The organism is Parasphingopyxis marina (assembly GCF_014237875.1).
GTDB lineage: Bacteria > Pseudomonadota > Alphaproteobacteria > Sphingomonadales > Sphingomonadaceae > Parasphingopyxis > Parasphingopyxis marina.
On record NZ_JACJVJ010000003.1, the window covers coordinates 75,898 to 90,669 of the forward strand.

At 61.9% G+C, this 14,772-nt stretch carries 14 protein-coding genes; 12 read left to right on the plus strand and 2 right to left on the minus strand.

Features of this window, described 5'->3' with window-relative positions; genetic code table 11:
* Window positions 1-8: 8 nt before the first annotated feature.
* Window positions 9-419: a DoxX family protein gene (locus H6P80_RS14930; RefSeq protein ID WP_185802223.1), complete on the plus strand. Its 411-nt coding sequence runs from the start codon at window positions 9-11 to the stop codon at window positions 417-419.
* Between the two features lie 5 nt (window positions 420-424).
* Here H6P80_RS14930 and H6P80_RS14935 read toward each other — a convergent pair whose 3' ends face one another.
* Window positions 425-1,840 carry an MFS transporter gene (locus H6P80_RS14935; protein WP_185802224.1) on the minus strand — a complete coding sequence of 472 codons (1,416 nt, stop codon included), beginning with the start codon at window positions 1,838-1,840 and terminating at the stop codon, window positions 425-427.
* A 132-nt stretch (window positions 1,841-1,972) separates the two neighbouring features.
* Here H6P80_RS14935 and H6P80_RS14940 point away from each other — a divergent pair, with 132 nt between their 5' ends.
* The 8 genes from H6P80_RS14940 (at window position 1,973) to H6P80_RS14975 (ending at window position 9,794) form a co-directional block, all read left to right on the plus strand.
* Window positions 1,973-3,127 (plus strand): WD40/YVTN/BNR-like repeat-containing protein, encoded by a 1,155-nt coding sequence (locus H6P80_RS14940; RefSeq protein ID WP_221893052.1) that lies wholly within the window; start codon window positions 1,973-1,975, stop codon window positions 3,125-3,127.
* 19 nt (window positions 3,128-3,146) lie between these two features.
* Window positions 3,147-3,632, plus strand: a complete 486-nt coding sequence (locus H6P80_RS14945; protein ID WP_185802225.1) for a hypothetical protein — start codon at window positions 3,147-3,149, stop codon at window positions 3,630-3,632.
* A 122-nt stretch (window positions 3,633-3,754) separates the two neighbouring features.
* Window positions 3,755-4,978 carry an acyl-CoA dehydrogenase family protein gene (locus H6P80_RS14950; RefSeq protein ID WP_185802226.1) on the plus strand — a complete coding sequence of 408 codons (1,224 nt, stop codon included), beginning with the start codon at window positions 3,755-3,757 and terminating at the stop codon, window positions 4,976-4,978.
* A 59-nt stretch (window positions 4,979-5,037) separates the two neighbouring features.
* Entirely contained in the window at window positions 5,038-5,739 is a 702-nt protein-coding gene (locus H6P80_RS14955) for a GntR family transcriptional regulator (protein ID WP_185802227.1), read from the plus strand.
* Between the two features lie 42 nt (window positions 5,740-5,781).
* Window positions 5,782-6,657 (plus strand): amidohydrolase family protein, encoded by an 876-nt coding sequence (locus tag H6P80_RS14960; protein ID WP_185802228.1) that lies wholly within the window; start codon window positions 5,782-5,784, stop codon window positions 6,655-6,657.
* On the plus strand, window positions 6,654-7,589 hold the full coding sequence (locus tag H6P80_RS14965; protein WP_185802229.1) for a substrate-binding domain-containing protein: 936 nt from the start codon (window positions 6,654-6,656) through the stop codon (window positions 7,587-7,589). The genes H6P80_RS14960 and H6P80_RS14965 overlap by 4 nt, the downstream gene beginning before the upstream one ends.
* A gap of 18 nt (window positions 7,590-7,607) precedes the next feature.
* Complete coding sequence (locus tag H6P80_RS14970; RefSeq protein ID WP_185802230.1) at window positions 7,608-8,915, plus strand: Rieske 2Fe-2S domain-containing protein; 1,308 nt, start codon at window positions 7,608-7,610, stop codon at window positions 8,913-8,915.
* A 12-nt stretch (window positions 8,916-8,927) separates the two neighbouring features.
* Entirely contained in the window at window positions 8,928-9,794 is an 867-nt protein-coding gene (locus tag H6P80_RS14975; protein WP_185802231.1) for a peptidyl-alpha-hydroxyglycine alpha-amidating lyase family protein, read from the plus strand.
* Between the two features lie 97 nt (window positions 9,795-9,891).
* On the opposite strand, the gene H6P80_RS14980 is transcribed toward H6P80_RS14975, so the two are convergent.
* The gene (locus tag H6P80_RS14980) at window positions 9,892-10,335 is read right to left on the minus strand and encodes a hypothetical protein (protein WP_185802232.1); all 444 of its coding nucleotides are present in this window, start codon (window positions 10,333-10,335) and stop codon (window positions 9,892-9,894) included.
* 122 nt (window positions 10,336-10,457) lie between these two features.
* On the opposite strand from H6P80_RS14980, the gene H6P80_RS14985 reads away from it, so the two are divergent.
* The 3 genes from H6P80_RS14985 to H6P80_RS14995 are packed head-to-tail and all read left to right on the plus strand — an operon-like array spanning window position 10,458 to window position 14,769.
* On the plus strand, window positions 10,458-13,109 hold the full coding sequence (locus H6P80_RS14985) for a carboxylesterase family protein (protein ID WP_185802233.1): 2,652 nt from the start codon (window positions 10,458-10,460) through the stop codon (window positions 13,107-13,109).
* Between the two features lie 28 nt (window positions 13,110-13,137).
* Window positions 13,138-14,244: a 5-methyltetrahydropteroyltriglutamate--homocysteine S-methyltransferase gene (locus tag H6P80_RS14990; protein ID WP_185802234.1), complete on the plus strand. Its 1,107-nt coding sequence runs from the start codon at window positions 13,138-13,140 to the stop codon at window positions 14,242-14,244.
* 39 nt (window positions 14,245-14,283) lie between these two features.
* Window positions 14,284-14,769 carry a hypothetical protein gene (locus H6P80_RS14995; protein WP_185802235.1) on the plus strand — a complete coding sequence of 162 codons (486 nt, stop codon included), beginning with the start codon at window positions 14,284-14,286 and terminating at the stop codon, window positions 14,767-14,769.
* Window positions 14,770-14,772 lie beyond the last annotated feature (3 nt).

The following is a 14,772-nucleotide window of genomic DNA, read 5'->3' on the forward strand; positions in this document are numbered from 1 at the left end:
GGGCCGTTATGAGGCAGGCAAGGAGCGGCGGCGATCCATACGGGTTGCCGCCGCTCTTTCTTTTCGGCGCGCGGTTGCTGCTCGCTGCACAGTTTCTTGCGTTCGGCGCGCTGAAAATTCGCAATTCGACGACCATGCACAGCTATATAGAGAGCTTCGGCCTGCCGGGCGAACTGGTCTGGCCGGCGGCCATATTCCAGCTCGTGGCGGGTTTGATGATTGTGCTGGGTTTCTGCACGCGGCTGGCGGCGCTCGCGCTCGCCGGATTCTGCCTGCTCGCGACTGGGATCTTCCATTGGGATCTAGGCGATCTGGGAGAGCTTGCCTTTTTCTTCAAGGATCTGGGCGCGGCCGGCGGCTTTCTGTTGCTCTATCATTGCGGCCCGGGCGGCTGGTCGTTCGACGCACGGCGCGGTTAAACTCGCTACGCGGAGTTCGAGGGACGTCCGCTGGATTCGGCGCCCGCATTGGCGGAGAGCCGCATTAGCGAAAGGCCGGCGAGCGTTGCGATGCCGCCGAACACCAGAAAGGTCATGTGGAAATCGCCGATGGAAGCGGCCTGGCTGCTGTCGCCGCGTAACGCCGGGCCGAGCGCAAGCAAAAGCGCCGAGAGCGATACCGCGAGCGCGCTCGTAACCTGCTGGTTCATGTTCATCAGGACGTTGGCCGGGCTTATCAGCCGTTCTTCGAGATCGTCATAGGCGAGTACGGTTATGCCCGTGAACAGTAGCGAGCGGGCCATGCCGCTCAATGCGAGAATAGTGATAATCACCCAGAGGGAGGTCCCGGGCCCAAAGGTGGTGAGCGCGAACACTGTCGCCGCGCCCGCCAGCGCTGAACCGGTGAGAACGGTGCGGAAACCCCAAGTGCGATAGGCGAAGCGGGCCGCGGGTTTGAGGATGAGGTCGCCGAAGTTAAGCACGAGCAGCAGAAGGCCGGCCGTAAAAGCGTTCATGCCGAAATGGATCTGGAAAAAGATCGGCAGGAGGAAGGGCAGGGCCCTGAGTGGCAGCCGAATCAAGGCCCCACCGCTAACGGTGCAAATGCGGAAGGTGTGATTGGCGATCGGTTCGAGCGATATGATCGGTGCGGCATCTCGCCGCAAATGCCGGATCGCGACGACCATCAAAACGCATCCCGCCGCCAGCAAGGTGATGCCGATGACCACGGATTCGGGGTTCCGCACCTGATCCAGCCCGAAAAGCAGCGCGCCGAGCGAACAGCTGACGACCACAAGGCCGAAAAGATCGAGCCTGCCGCGTTCTTCCGGTTCGAGCGTCGGGATAAGCCGGACGGCGATGAAGAAGGTGGCGAGCGCGATCGGCACGTTGAGCAGGAATATCCAGGGCCAGCTCGCATAGGTGACGAGAAAGCCGCCGATCGGCGGGCCGAAAGTCGGCGCCATCAACATTGGCATGGTGGTGATGGTGATAGCGCTCACCAGCTGGTCTTTGGGCGTTGTGCGCAAAAGCACGAGCCTGCCCACCGGGGTCATCAGCGATGCGCCGATGCCCTGGACGACCCGGGCCGCGATGAACGGCCAGAAGCCCGTGCTGAATGCGCAGAGTATCGATGCCGCGCCGAACAGCAGGATGGCGCCGGTAAATATCCGCCGGGCGCCGTAATTGTCGGCCAGCCATCCGCTCGCCGGCAGGAAGGCCACCAGGCTGGCGAGATAGACGGTGATTGCAAGGCTGAGATCGACCGGCGTGACGCCGAAATCCAGCGCCATGCGCGGCAGCGCCGTGGCGAGCACAGCCCCGTCCAGTTGCGCCATGAACATCGTTGCGGCGACGACGAGCGCAATGGTGCGTGTTTTCGGGTCGGCTTTCGCGCTCATTTCGCTCCCGCTGGATTTCGTGTCATGCGTATCGAGGGTCGCACGTCATAATTTTTAGATCAAATTGTATATTTTATGGAATTCTATCTATCGGCCTGCTACTGATTAGACAAAGAATGATGGAGACGGATAGTGCCAATTTGCCTCTCGCCTAACGGTAAGACCGAATATGCAGGAAGCGCGCCGCCGGACGAGCTGATCGTCGGCACTCTGCGCGGTATCCATTTTTTTGAACGAACCGGCGGCACATGGGAATGCCGGCGCACGGCGCTTGACCATCTGCACATCAGCGCGCTGTTGCACGAGCCGGAAAGCGGAAAACTGTTCGCGGGCTGCCATGGCTATGGTGAAGCCGGGGGGCTTTTCGTCAGCGACGATGGCGGCGCCCATTGGGACAAATGCGTCGAGGGGCTGGTGCATGAACATATCTACACGATCGCTGCGCAAAAGCGCCCCGACGGCATAGTCCTTTATGCCGGAACCGAGCCGCCGGGACTTTTCCGGAGCGTCGATCTCGGGGCAAGCTGGGAAGAGTTACCGGGAATATTAAAGGTGCCGGGTACCGACAAATGGACATTTCCGCCGCCGCCGCACATCGCCCATGTCAAGCAGGTCGCATTTCATCCCAATCACCCCGACACCGTTTATGTTCTCATCGAACAGGGCGCGGTGCTCAAATCCGAGGATAGGGGAGAAAGCTGGCGCGAACTCGATAGCTATGCCTCGGACGCGGACAGCTTCTATCGGGACGTCCATCGTCTCGCCTTCGCGCAGAACGACCCTGCGCGGTTGCATCTCGCCACTGGTGACGGGCTTTATCGCAGCGAGGATGCAGGCGAGACCTGGGAGCATCTGCAAGGAAGGACGGACAGGGTCGGGTATCCCGACGCGTTGTTCGTCGATCCGGACGATGACGATATCGTCTATCTGGGCGGTGCGGGCGATGCGCCGGAAACCTGGCGGACGGAAGGCGGGGCCTTTGCCGGTTTCATCGTCAGCGTCGATGCCGGGGATAGCTGGCAGGAAAGAATGGCCGGGCTCCCCGATCCGATCGAAGGCAATGTCGAGGCCATGGCCATGTTTCACTGGCCCGGCGGCGCCGCGTTTTTCGCGGGCACCGCTGTCGGCGACGTTTTCATTTCCGAGGATCGCGGCGCGCATTGGGCGTTGTTGACCGGCGGCCTGCCGCCGATCTCCAAGGCGCGTCACTATCGGCATTTCCTCAGCGCAGACGAAAAGGCGCGAATCGAAGGAGAGGCGCGTTCGGAGGCGGGGAACGCCGCCTGAACGGCATCCGGCAGAACCCATGGCCAGAAAAGCGGACACACTCGAAATCGATCTGGGCGCGAAATCCACGCGCCTCGCGCTTGTCGATGGAAATGGGAGTATCGCCGAAACGGAGATCGATCTCGGCTTCGATCACCTCTCCTATGATGTTGCAGGGCGCGTGATGGACGTCGCCGCCGCGCCGGGCGCGATGATCGCCGATCTCGGTCTCGCGATTACGCAAGGGACTATACCCGATCAGGGAGTGCGCTTGCGCGCGGCCGGTGCCCTGGCGCGTGAAGCGTTGCGGTGCGCGGCGGTTATCGATGAGCCTATGCGGCGGCCCGAACATCTCGGGGCAACGCCGTTCGCGTCCGGCATGGGCGCGGGCGTGAAGGCCGTGGTCATCAGGGGCGAGGGACGGAAATTTTTCGATCGGGATGACAGCGCGAAAAGCCAGTTCGGTATCGATCTTGCCGAAGCGTTCGAAACGGAATTTACCAATTTGGGCATCGAGTTCCGTTAAGCGAAATGGTTGCGAAATAACCGGATCTCAAAGGACTCGACAAAATATAATTCTATATTGTATACATTTTTGAGATACGAGCTACAGTATTATACGCGAAGGCCGCAGAGGAGAGCAAAAATATGGCGCAAGTTGCAGCGGCCGAAACGACTCAGACCGATGCGGTGCAGGCGGCGGGGATTCGCACATGCGGCGAAGCGGTCGAAGCGGCACGCGGCATCGCGGAGGCGGCAGGAGAGCGCGCCGCGGATACGGAAGCGCAGCGGATGCTTCCCGTCGAAATCATAGGCAGGCTGAAAGAGAGCGGTCTTTTCGGTGTTATGCGGCCGGCGCGTTTCGGCGGCTCCGAACTCGGTTATGAAGCGCTTGTGAAATCCTCTGCCGCGCTTGCCGAACGGTGTGGTTCGACGGGATGGGTGTTCGGCGTACTTTGCGGCCATGACTGGTTTCTCACGCAATTCGACGAACAAGCGCAACGCGACGTGTGGGAAGGTAAGCCCGACGCACTCGTATCGACCGTATTCCGCCTTGGCGGCGAGGCCATCGAAACCGAGGGTGGTTTCAGATTGACGAACGGTGAAGGGCGGTTTTGCAGCGGCGTGGATTTTGCCGACTGGGTTATCGTCGGTGGTGCCATCCAACGTGAAGGTGCCTTGCCCGAGCCTTCCTTCTTTCTGGTGTCGCGCGACGACATCGAGATCGTCGACGATTGGTATACCGCGGGATTGCGGGGTACGGGCAGCCGCACGATCCGGATCGCCGATGCTTTAGTGCCGGCGCATCGCCGGGTATCGGTTGCCGATCTTCAAAATGGGACGACGCCGGCGCCGGCGGATCGACCGCCGCTCTTCCACGTCCCTTTCGTGATTTCGCAGCCCTTTTCCCTGATCGGGACGAGCTTGGGCCTGACGGCTGCCGCACTGGACGGCTATGCAACGGCATTGGGCAGAAGGGGCGCGGGTGCCGATGCCGAGGCACTTGCCGAGTTGTCGCCGTCCTTTGCCCGCTATGCGCAGATGCGGCTCGAATATGACAATGCCCGGGCGATGGTGATCGCCAACTGCCAGCGGCTCGATCAATTCGAAATTGGCGGACTGATCGAGGACAGCGAGCGCGCTCAGATCCTGTTCGAGCTGGCACACGCCGCGCAGGCCAGCCGCAGGATCGTCAACAGCGTCTACGAACTGAGCGGCGGCAGCGGTATTTACGATACTTCGCCGATCCAGCGGATCTGGCGAGACGTCAATGCATCGGCGGCGCATGCGGCTTTTGTCGAAGACCCGGCCGCCGCGGCTGCGGGCCGGGCAATGCTTGGTCTACGACCGTCCCAATCGGCACGGAGATAGACAAGCGACATGAGAGGCGTAAGATTCGATTCCGCATGCTGGAAAAGGGGAGTGCACCCGTGCTGCTGAATCTTGCCGACGATAATATTACGAAGAAACGCAACAAGGCGAAGTCGACGAACATGCCGTTGCTGATTGCGGATCGCATCCGGTCCGCGATCGTAAAAGGCCAGCTGGCGCCCGGCGTGCATCTGGGACAGATGCAGATCGCCGAACAGTTTACGGCGAGCAGAGTTCCCGTTCGCGAAGCGCTCAAGCTGCTCGCGGCCGAAGGTATCATCGTTCACGATCCCAATCGCGGCTTCTTCGTGGCCGCGATTTCCGCGAGCGAAGCACAGCAGCTCTACCGGCTGCGCCATCTGCTTGAGGGCGAATTGCTGAAATCGATTCCCTGGCCGGACAAGACGCAGCTCGCGGCACTGGAAACCCGGATCGAGGAGCTTGAGCAGCTGCTGAAGAAGGGCGACCGGCCGAGCTGGGTCTTGCGGCACCGTGAATTTCACAAGGCGCTGTTCGAGCTGTCCGACCGCGACGTCATCGTCCGTGAATGTCTGCGCATGTGGATGTTGACCGATCGATACCGGTCCCTGCTTCCCGGTCCGCAAGCGAGCGGCGACGAGCGGCGCGGGCCGACCGACGAACGCAAGATTCTCGCTGCCTTGAAGGCGAAGGATCGTGCCAAGCTGCTTGAGGTCGTCGAACGCGACCGGCAGCGCGTGGAACAACTCATTCTCGAGGTGTTCGCCAACCGGGATTCCTGATCCGCGGCCACTTTCGGGCGCGGATCATCATGCGAGGAGTGCATGTTCGATAGCCACGCCCATATTACGAGCGCCGATTGCGCGCGCTATCCGGCTGCGGGGCTGACCGAGCCGCCTGCGCCGGAAACCTTCGACGATCCACTGACCGCGGAGCGGCTGCTCGCGCTGATGGATGCCGCCGGGGTCGCGCGCGCGATGGTGGTCCAGAAGATGCACACCTATGGCTTCGATAACAGCTATGTCGTCGATGCCGCGGCGGCGCATCCCAAGCGGTTGCGCGCTGTGTGCGGCGTCGATGGACTCTCGGACCGGGTCGGCGACGATGTTCGCCATTGGGTCGGTGAGCGCGGTGCCGTCGGTGTGCGCATGGCGGCGCCCTGGTCGCGCGGCGAGCCTGTTCCCAAAGGCGATCTGCGTTGGCTGGCGAGCGAAAGCGCGCACCGGGCTTTCGCTGCCGCCGAAGATCTGGGCGCTTTCCTCGTCCTCCATTTCTATGCCTGGAACCGCGAAGACGGGCTCGTCGTCCTGCTTGAGCGGCTGAGCGAATTCCGGGAGCTTCCGGTGGTCATCGACCATATGTCAAATTTCGTGCCCGGCCTCGGGCAGACGCCGGTTGACGATCCCTTGCTGGTCCGGCTGGCCGAGTTTCCCAACGCGGTTCTCAAATTTTCGACGATCAACCTTTTGCGGTGGCGGGACGCCGGGCACGACGCCGGCGCTCTGATGCAGGCCTTTGTCGGGCTATTCGGCGCAGGCCGGATCTGCTGGGGATCGGATATCAGCAATTCGCCGGGCAGCTATGACGAGATGATCGCCAGCGCGCAGGCGGCGCTTGCCGCGCTCGATGCGGAAAATCGCGACGCGATCCTGTCGGGAACCGCGGCCGGGCTTTGCGGCCGAGCGCCTGCGCGCGCATGACCGGCCTGCCACTCACCGTCGCATTGTCCGCCAATGCGTACACCCGGCCTGTGGTCGGCGGAGAGGTTGCTATCCGCGGAGCCGCGCCCGAGTTCACGGTGCTCCATCCTTCGGAAATGTTCTACCGCCAGCTCCATTTCGCGGAATTCGACGTTTCGGAGATGTCGGTTGCCTCGCTTATCATCGCCCATGCGAGCGGCGATCGGCAATGGCTCGCGCTGCCGATCTTTACGATGCGGCAGGTTTTTCACACCGGCATCCTCGTCCATCGCGATTCCGGAATCGCTGTGCCGAAGGATCTTGAGGGCAAGCGGGTCGCCGTTCCCGAATATCAGCAGACCTCCGCGATCTGGTCGCGCGGCATCCTTGCCGAGGATCTCGGCGTCGACCTGACCAGTATCGACTGGTTCATGGAGCGCGGCCCTGAGCGCAGCCATGGCTCGGCCACCGGCTTCGCGCCGCCGCCCGGCATTCGCCTCCAGACGATCGCGCCGGAAACCAATATCGGCGAGATGCTGGTCGCCGGCGAGCTCGATGCGACGCTGCTCTACCTTAACGCGCCCAATCTCGTCGATCGCAGCAGCATCGACGTGTCGGAGGTCGCGCGCCCCCTCTTCCCCGATCCCGAGGCCGAAAGCCGCCGTTATGTCGCCGAAACCGGCATCATGCCGCTCAATCATTGCCTCGTTGTGCGCCGCAGCCTCGCCGAAACCCGTGCCTGGCTGCCCGGCGTGCTGACCGATGCATTTCTGGAGGCCCGGCTACGTGCAAAGGGCGATCCGATCGCGCCCTATGGCCTTGCCCCCAACCGCGCGGTCCTGGAACGGCTGGCCCGCTATATTCACGGCCAAGGACTGATCGAGCGCCCGGTCGATATCGAAGACATTTTTGCCGCGGAGCCCGCGCTTGCGAGCGCGCCCGGCGCCGCCTGAAACGAAGGAGAACAGACCATGCTTCGCGCCGAAGAAAATGAACGCGTCACGCGCACCGGCCCCGGCACGCCGCTGGGCGAGGTGATGCGCCGCTACTGGGTGCCGGCCCTGCTTTCCGCCGAGCTCCCCGAGCCCGATTGTCCGCCGGTTCGCGTGGGCCTACTCGGCGAACAGCTCATCGCCTTTCGCGATAGCGAGGGCCGGGTCGGCCTGCTCGATCAGCGTTGCCCGCATCGCGGCGCCTCGCTCTTTTTCGGTCGCAATGAGGAATGCGGTATCCGCTGCATCTTCCATGGCTGGAAATTCGATGTCGACGGCAATTGCACAGATCTGCCCAACGAACCTGACGATTCCAAAATGAAGGACAAGGTAAAGGCGACGGCCTATCCAACCGCGGAGGCGGGCGGCGTGGTCTGGGCATATCTTGGGCCCAAGGAGAAGATGCCGCCGCTGGAGAAACAGGAATGGATGACGCTGCCCGAAGGCCATTTCTACTGCACGAAAAACCAGGCCGATGCCAACTGGTTGCAGATGCTCGAAGGCGGCTTCGACAGCTCCCATTCCTCTTTCCTGCACCGTCAGCTCAAATGGGCCGAGGGTGAGGCCGGCACGAAGACGCAAGTGTTCCGCGCCCGATCGACCGCGCCCCGGCACGAGGTCGATGCCAATGATTATGGTTGCTCCTATGCAAGCCTCAGGGCGCTGCCGGACGGCGAGGACAATTATGTTCGCGTCACGCAGTTCGTCATGCCCTTCCACCAGCTCCGGCCGTTCGAGGGCAAGTACGAACGCCCGTTGATCAGCGGCCATATCTGGGTGCCGATCGACGACACCCATTGCTGGGTTTACAGCTGGATGCAGGCGAAGGACGGCGGCCCGCTGGATCGCGAATTCATCGAGGCCGAGGAGCGCGATGCCGGCCGCAGCCCGGAATTCTTCATTCCAGGCACCTTTCGTTTCAAGCAGAACAAGGACAATGACTATCTGATCGACCGTGAGGCGCAGAGAACCGAAAGCTTCACCGGCATCACCGGCATTTCGACGCAGGATCAGGCTGCGCAGGAAAGCATGGGGCCGATCGCCGATCGCACGTTCGAACATCTCGGCACGGCCGATCTCGCGATCGTCCGGATCCGTCAGCTGCTGCTCAAGGCCTGCCGCGATCTTGAAGAGGGCAGTGATCCGCTGGGTTCGCAAGCCGCGCTCGTGCCGGTTCGGCCGGCCGAGAAGGTGGTGCCGAAAGACGAAGACTGGCGCAGCGCCCTTGCCGGGGACCTTGAAATGCCCGGCACCGAAAAGGCTGGCGAACTCGCCGCCGCGAAATAGGGGAGAGAAGCCATGACGCTGCAATTTGGCGACGGCGAGTATCGTTACGAACTTGTCGAGGGATGGGGGCGACTGCCCGATGACTGGAGCTTCATGCAAGTCGCCGGCATCGCCGTGGATTCGCAGGACCGGGTTTACGCCTTCCATCGCGGCATGCATCCGTGCATCGTATTCGATCGCGAGGGCAATGTGCTTTCCGGATGGGGCGACGGCCAGCTCGCCGAGGCGCACGGCCTGTATATCGACAGGGACGACAATGTCTTCTTCGTCGATCGCGGCGCGCACACGATCGAGAAATTCTCGACCGAAGGCGAAAAGCTGCTGACCGTCGGCGAGCGCTGGCAGTGCGCGCCCAAGTTCAGCAACCTGCCTTTCAACCGGCCGCAGGGCGTCGCCACCGCGCCGAACGGGGATATTTATGTCGCCGACGGCAAGTGCAATAACGCGATCCACTGGTACAACCCTCAGGGCGAGCACATAAAATCCTGGGGCAAGGAGGGGACGGGCCCCGGCGAATTCAACGAGCCCCATGGCATGTGGATTAAGGAAGACGGCACGGTGATGGCTGTCGATCGTGGTAATGACCGGATCCAGTTTTTCTCACCCGATGGCGAATATCTTTATTCATGGGACGGCCTGAGCCATCCCGATCATATCTATATCGGCCCGGACGGCACGATCTACATTACCGAGATCGACTCCCACAGTGTCAGCATCTGGAACGATGCGGGCGAACTCCAAACGCGCTGGGGTGGGGAGCGCACCGACAAGCCCGGATTGTTCTGCGGCCCGCACGGCATCTGGGCCGATTCGCACGGCGATCTTTATGTCAGCGAGGTGCTGACCGGGCGGCGCGTGCAGAAATTCCGGCGCTTATAGAGACGGGCCGCCGCGCTTCGCCTTTCGCCGGTCGAGCCACCAGATGATCGCGGTTACGACGGTGGCGATTAGGATCGGTGTGCCGTCGGTCATCAGGTTAAACATCGGCTTCTCCTCTCCGCCAGGCGGGTGCGGGCTGCGCGCGCGCGACGAGCATCGGCCGGAAATAGCCGAAATAGCAAAGCAGCAGCGCGATATTGACGCCGAGCTCGAGCGGCCCGCTGACCAGTTGGCGCGGCGTGCCGACGATCAGCGTGTTGAGGTAGAAAATCATGGCCGATACCGGCATTTCGAGAACGAGCAGCATTGGAACGAGCCGGTTTGCCAGCAGGCCTGCGCCAACGACGATTTCCAGAACCTTGATAATCGGGAACAGACCCATGGCGTATAGCGAGTCGATGAACGGACCGCCGATCGGGTGCGGCACCTGCGGCTGCGCTTGGAACTCCACGAAATAGCGCACGCCCGAATAGAAAAGATGGACGCCGAACCATAGTCGCAGCCACATAATCGCGTAGTGGTCCCAGCCTTTCCTCTCCATTTTTCTCTCTCCCTTGTCTCTCCCCTTTCCCTGCTAACCAATTGCCGATAGATTGTCTCGCAAAATAAGCTAACAATAATGAAAGGCCATTCGATAAGGCCGCAAAGGAGAGGACAAAACCGATGATGAGCATGGTCCGATTGCTGCCATTGGCGTTCGCCCTGTTATGGCTGGGCGGTCTTTCTCCCGCAATTGCGCAGGAGCAGCCCGCAGAAGGCGAATTGGGCCGCACCATCGATGTCGGCGAGACCGGTTACGATGTGCGGCGGCTGGTAATGGCGTCGGCCTGTCCGCATGCCTGCCCGTGGGGCGAGCTTGGCGAGTTCGTCCGCGATGCGATGGCGCCGCTCGATTACGAGATCGTGTTGTGCCGCAACTGCAACCGGATTTACGGCCCGCCGCTGGTCGCGCGCGGCGAAAGGCCGCCGCCGCTCGACCGGATCAACCTTGCGACCGGCACCACCGAACGCGTCGATGCCCCGGTCGATTTCGGTGTCACCGAAAGCGGGATGCTCGACCAGGCCTATCTGGGGGAAGGGATTTATGCCGAGGAAGGGCGGTTTCCCAACCTTCGCCTGATTGCGAAGCTGGAGGACCCGACCTATCTGCTCGTCGCGGTACGGGCGGATTCCGGCATTACGGACCTTGCACAGCTCGCGGCGCTGGACAGGCCGCTGCGCATCCTTTCCGATTTTCAGGGAGCCGCCGATGCGGTGCTCGCGCATTACGGGCTCGACCGCGAAAGCGTCGAAAGCCGTGGCGGGTCCATCGAGTTTTTCATGCGGGCCGATGCGGATACGCCTTTCGATCTTGTCGTCAGCGCGCTTGGCAGTTCGGCCAACAATCTCGAATCGCGGCCCTGGACGGCATTGAGCGAAGCGCATGATTTGCGGTTTCTCGATTTGCCCGAAGAGCTGATCGCGAACATTATCGCGGACGGTCGCGCGCAGCCGGTTACCATGCGCTGGGGCTATTTGCGCGGTGTCGACCATCCGGTGCGCACGGTGGGGCGGTCCGGTGAGGCGATCTTCGCGCGCGCGGATATGCCCGATGACATCGCCTATGATCTTGCCCGCGCGATTGACGGCGCGCGCACCGATCTGCGCTGGTTCGTCCGGCCCTATTCCTATGATCCGCAAACCGCGTGGCGGAATTTCAGCGTACCGCTCCATCCCGGCGCGGCGCGTTACTATCAGGAGCTGGGCTATATGGACGAGAGCGAACCGCCTGCCGCCGCGAATATCGAGGTCGAAACGAGCCTCGGCAGGGTTTCGGGAGTGGGCGAAGAAGGACTAGCGGTTTTCCGCGGCATTCCCTTCGCCGCGCCGCCGGTCGGGTCGAATCGCTGGCGCGCGCCGCAGCCCGCTCAGCCTTGGCCGGGCGTGCGTGTGGCCACCGAATTCGCGCCCGCCTGTCCGCAGCCCGATCAGCGCGAAAGTGCCGTCTTCGAGCGGCACTCCCTCCGGCAGAGCGAGGATTGCCTGTACCTTAACATCTGGACCCCGGCCGAGGCGCCCGATGCACGCCTCCCCGTGATGGTCTGGATCTACGGCGGCGGTTTCAACAACGGCGCGACGTCCCTTCCGACCTATTCGGGCGAAAACCTTGCGGCGCGCGATGTGATCGTCGTTTCGATCGCCTATCGGATCGGCGCCTTCGGCTTCCTGGCGCATCCCGCTCTCACCACCGAGGCATCGGATGGCAGCTCGGGAAATTACGGCCTGCTCGACATGATCGCGGCGCTCCAATGGGTGAATGAGAATATCGCTGGTTTCGGCGGCGATCCAAATAACGTTACGATCTTTGGCGAATCGGCGGGCGGTATCGCTGTTTCGATACTCGCTGCCTCGCCGCCGGCGCGTGGACTTTTCCAGCGTGCAATCAGCCAGAGCGGAGGCTCCTTTGCGCCACCGCGCACGGCCAATGAGGGCGGCAGCAACGTCCCGACCTTGGTCGTTGCAGAAGCCCATGGAGAACGTTTGTTCGAGACCCTTGGCGTGGATACTCTCGCCGAAGCGCGGGCCGTTCCGGTCGAGGCAATTCTCGATGCCGTTGGCCCGGCGATACCCGGCAACCTCTTCTGGCCGGTTCTCGACGGCGTGGTAATTCCCGACGACCAGTACGAACTGTACGCGGACGGTGCCTTTAACGACACGCCCATCCTCGTCGGGACGAACGATGACGAGGGGGCGCTCTTTGTGCCGCAGGGCCCGCCGGCCGAACGCTATATCGGGGGCGTGCGCGCGGGCTTTGGCGAGCATGCCGACGCGGTCCTCGAGACGTATTCCGGCGGAACCGATGCCGAGGCGCTGCGCTCGAGCCGTGATCTCTTTCGCGATACCGCGTTCGCCTGGCACACATGGACATGGGCGAGACTGCAAGCCGAAGCGGGAGGTAGCCCGGCCTTTGTCTATTATTTCGAGCAGCGCCCACCCTATCCCGACATTCCGATGCTCGCCGACTGGGGCGCTGCCCATGCGATGGAATTGCCCTATGTTTTTGGCACGTTACGGCCTGGACGAATGGACTGGCGTGACGGCGACAGACACGTTTCCGATCTTATGATCGGCTATTGGACGAACTTCGCCAAGACCGGCGATCCCAATGGCGAGGGCCTTCCCGAATGGCCGCGTTTTACACCAGACGCGCAACAGGTCCTGTATATCGACGAAACGCCGCACGCCGGATCCGTGCCCAATTCCGAACAGCTCGAAACGCTCGACAGCTACTATCGTTGGCGGCGTGAGCAGCGGGCCCACGAGCAATCCCGATAACTCCATTCCTGCCATAGAGGATCATCGAATGTCGAAAACGCCTCCGTTCCACGCCGATCATGTCGGCAGTCTTTTGCGCTCTACCGCCGTACATCAAGCCCGTGAGAAGTATGCGGCGGGCGAAATCGACTATGCGGCACTCCAGGCGGCCGAGGATGCGCATATCCGCGATCTCATCGCCAAGCAGGAAGAGATTGGGCTCAAAAGTGTAACCGACGGCGAAACCCGCCGGGCCGTGTGGTCGACTGATTTTCTTCAGGAATTGGAGGGCATGTCCTTTGCCGAGGAGCAGGCAAGCTTCGGCGACAAGACGCTGCACCCGATCCGCCATCTCAAGGTTACCGGTAAGCTGGGCTTCTCCGGTCATCCGATGATTGAGCATTTTCGCTTCCTGGACGCGAATACCAACGCGACGGCAAAAATGACCATCCCCTCGCCGGCGATGTTGGTTTCGCCGCGCAGAAACTGGCGAGAGGTCGTCGATCGGGCAGCTTATGACCGGCTCGACACGCTCTATGAAGATCTCGCCGAGGCCTATCGTCAGGCGGTGCAGGCTTTTTACGACGCCGGCTGCCGGTATCTCCAGTTCGACGATTGCGCCTTCGCCTTCCTTTGCGACGAGGGAATCCGCGAGGAGGTCACGTCGCGCGGCGATGATCCCAGGGCGCTGATGGAAGGCTGGACCGAACTTATCAATTCGGTCCTCGCCGCGAAACCGGCCGACATGACGATCACGACCCATATGTGCCGCGGCAATTTCCGTTCCAAATGGTTGGCGCAGGGCGGTTACGAGACGATCGCCGACCTCCTGTTCGAGCGGCTCGGCTATGACGGCTTCTTTCTCGAATATGACAGCGACCGCGCCGGTGGATTCGAGCCGCTTCGGCGGTTGCGAGAGAGCGGAGACCAGGTTGTTGTGCTTGGCCTCCTCACGACCAAGGTCGGCACGCTCGAGGCCAAGGACGACATCAAACGCCGTATCGAGCAGGCGACGGAATATGTTCCGCTCGATCGGCTGCGCCTCAGCCCGCAATGCGGGTTCGCCAGCACCGAGGCAGGCAATGAGCTTGCCCAGGACGAGCAATGGGCCAAGCTGAAAATGGTTGTCGATATCGCGGATGAGGTCTGGTCCTAGGTCAGGCCGCATCCGTTGCGGAGAGGCGGAGAAACACCGATGGGCTACCAGAGAATGATCTTCATCGCCCGGATGATCCTGGGTATCTTCTATCTCATCAGCGGCCTGAATTGGTATTTCGGGTTCATGCCGCTGCCGAGCATCTACATGCCCGTCGACGCGCCCATGAAGCATGCCGTAGTTACCGAGATGATCCGGACCGGCTGGATGTTCCAGTTCGCCAAGACAGCTGAAATCGTGGTGGGGCTATCGCTACTGGCGGGGCGGGCCGTTCCGCTGACATTGGCTCTGACGGTGCCGCTGGCATTCATCACCTTCATGCTCGACGCGATGATATTCGACGAAATCTGGGGCTGGGTGTCGGGTTCGACCGACACGGAAACCTTACGGGCGGCCATTGCCGACATGATCATAGGCGGACTGTGCGTCTTGTCGCTCCATGTCTGGCTGATGCTCTGCTATTTCGATCACTATCGCCCGCTATTCGTGTGGCAGGCGAAGGCAACCGACTGGGGTGGGGCATGAACG

Excerpts from the sequence above, each read along its gene's own strand:
- H6P80_RS14975 (WP_185802231.1), top strand. The coding sequence starts at position 8,928 with ATGACGCTGCAATTTGGCGACGGCGAGTATCGTTACGAACTTGTCGAG.
- H6P80_RS14965 (WP_185802229.1), top strand. The coding sequence starts at position 6,654 with ATGACCGGCCTGCCACTCACCGTCGCATTGTCCGCCAATGCGTACACC.
- H6P80_RS14980 (WP_185802232.1), bottom strand. The coding sequence starts at position 10,335 with ATGGAGAGGAAAGGCTGGGACCACTACGCGATTATGTGGCTGCGACTA.
- H6P80_RS14970 (WP_185802230.1), top strand. The coding sequence starts at position 7,608 with ATGCTTCGCGCCGAAGAAAATGAACGCGTCACGCGCACCGGCCCCGGC.
- H6P80_RS14950 (WP_185802226.1), top strand. The coding sequence starts at position 3,755 with ATGGCGCAAGTTGCAGCGGCCGAAACGACTCAGACCGATGCGGTGCAG.
- H6P80_RS14995 (WP_185802235.1), top strand. The coding sequence starts at position 14,284 with ATGGGCTACCAGAGAATGATCTTCATCGCCCGGATGATCCTGGGTATC.
- H6P80_RS14935 (WP_185802224.1), bottom strand. The coding sequence starts at position 1,840 with ATGAGCGCGAAAGCCGACCCGAAAACACGCACCATTGCGCTCGTCGTC.
- H6P80_RS14990 (WP_185802234.1), top strand. The coding sequence starts at position 13,138 with ATGTCGAAAACGCCTCCGTTCCACGCCGATCATGTCGGCAGTCTTTTG.
- H6P80_RS14985 (WP_185802233.1), top strand. The coding sequence starts at position 10,458 with ATGATGAGCATGGTCCGATTGCTGCCATTGGCGTTCGCCCTGTTATGG.
- H6P80_RS14945 (WP_185802225.1), top strand. The coding sequence starts at position 3,147 with ATGGCCAGAAAAGCGGACACACTCGAAATCGATCTGGGCGCGAAATCC.
- H6P80_RS14930 (WP_185802223.1), top strand. The coding sequence starts at position 9 with ATGAGGCAGGCAAGGAGCGGCGGCGATCCATACGGGTTGCCGCCGCTC.
- H6P80_RS14960 (WP_185802228.1), top strand. The coding sequence starts at position 5,782 with ATGTTCGATAGCCACGCCCATATTACGAGCGCCGATTGCGCGCGCTAT.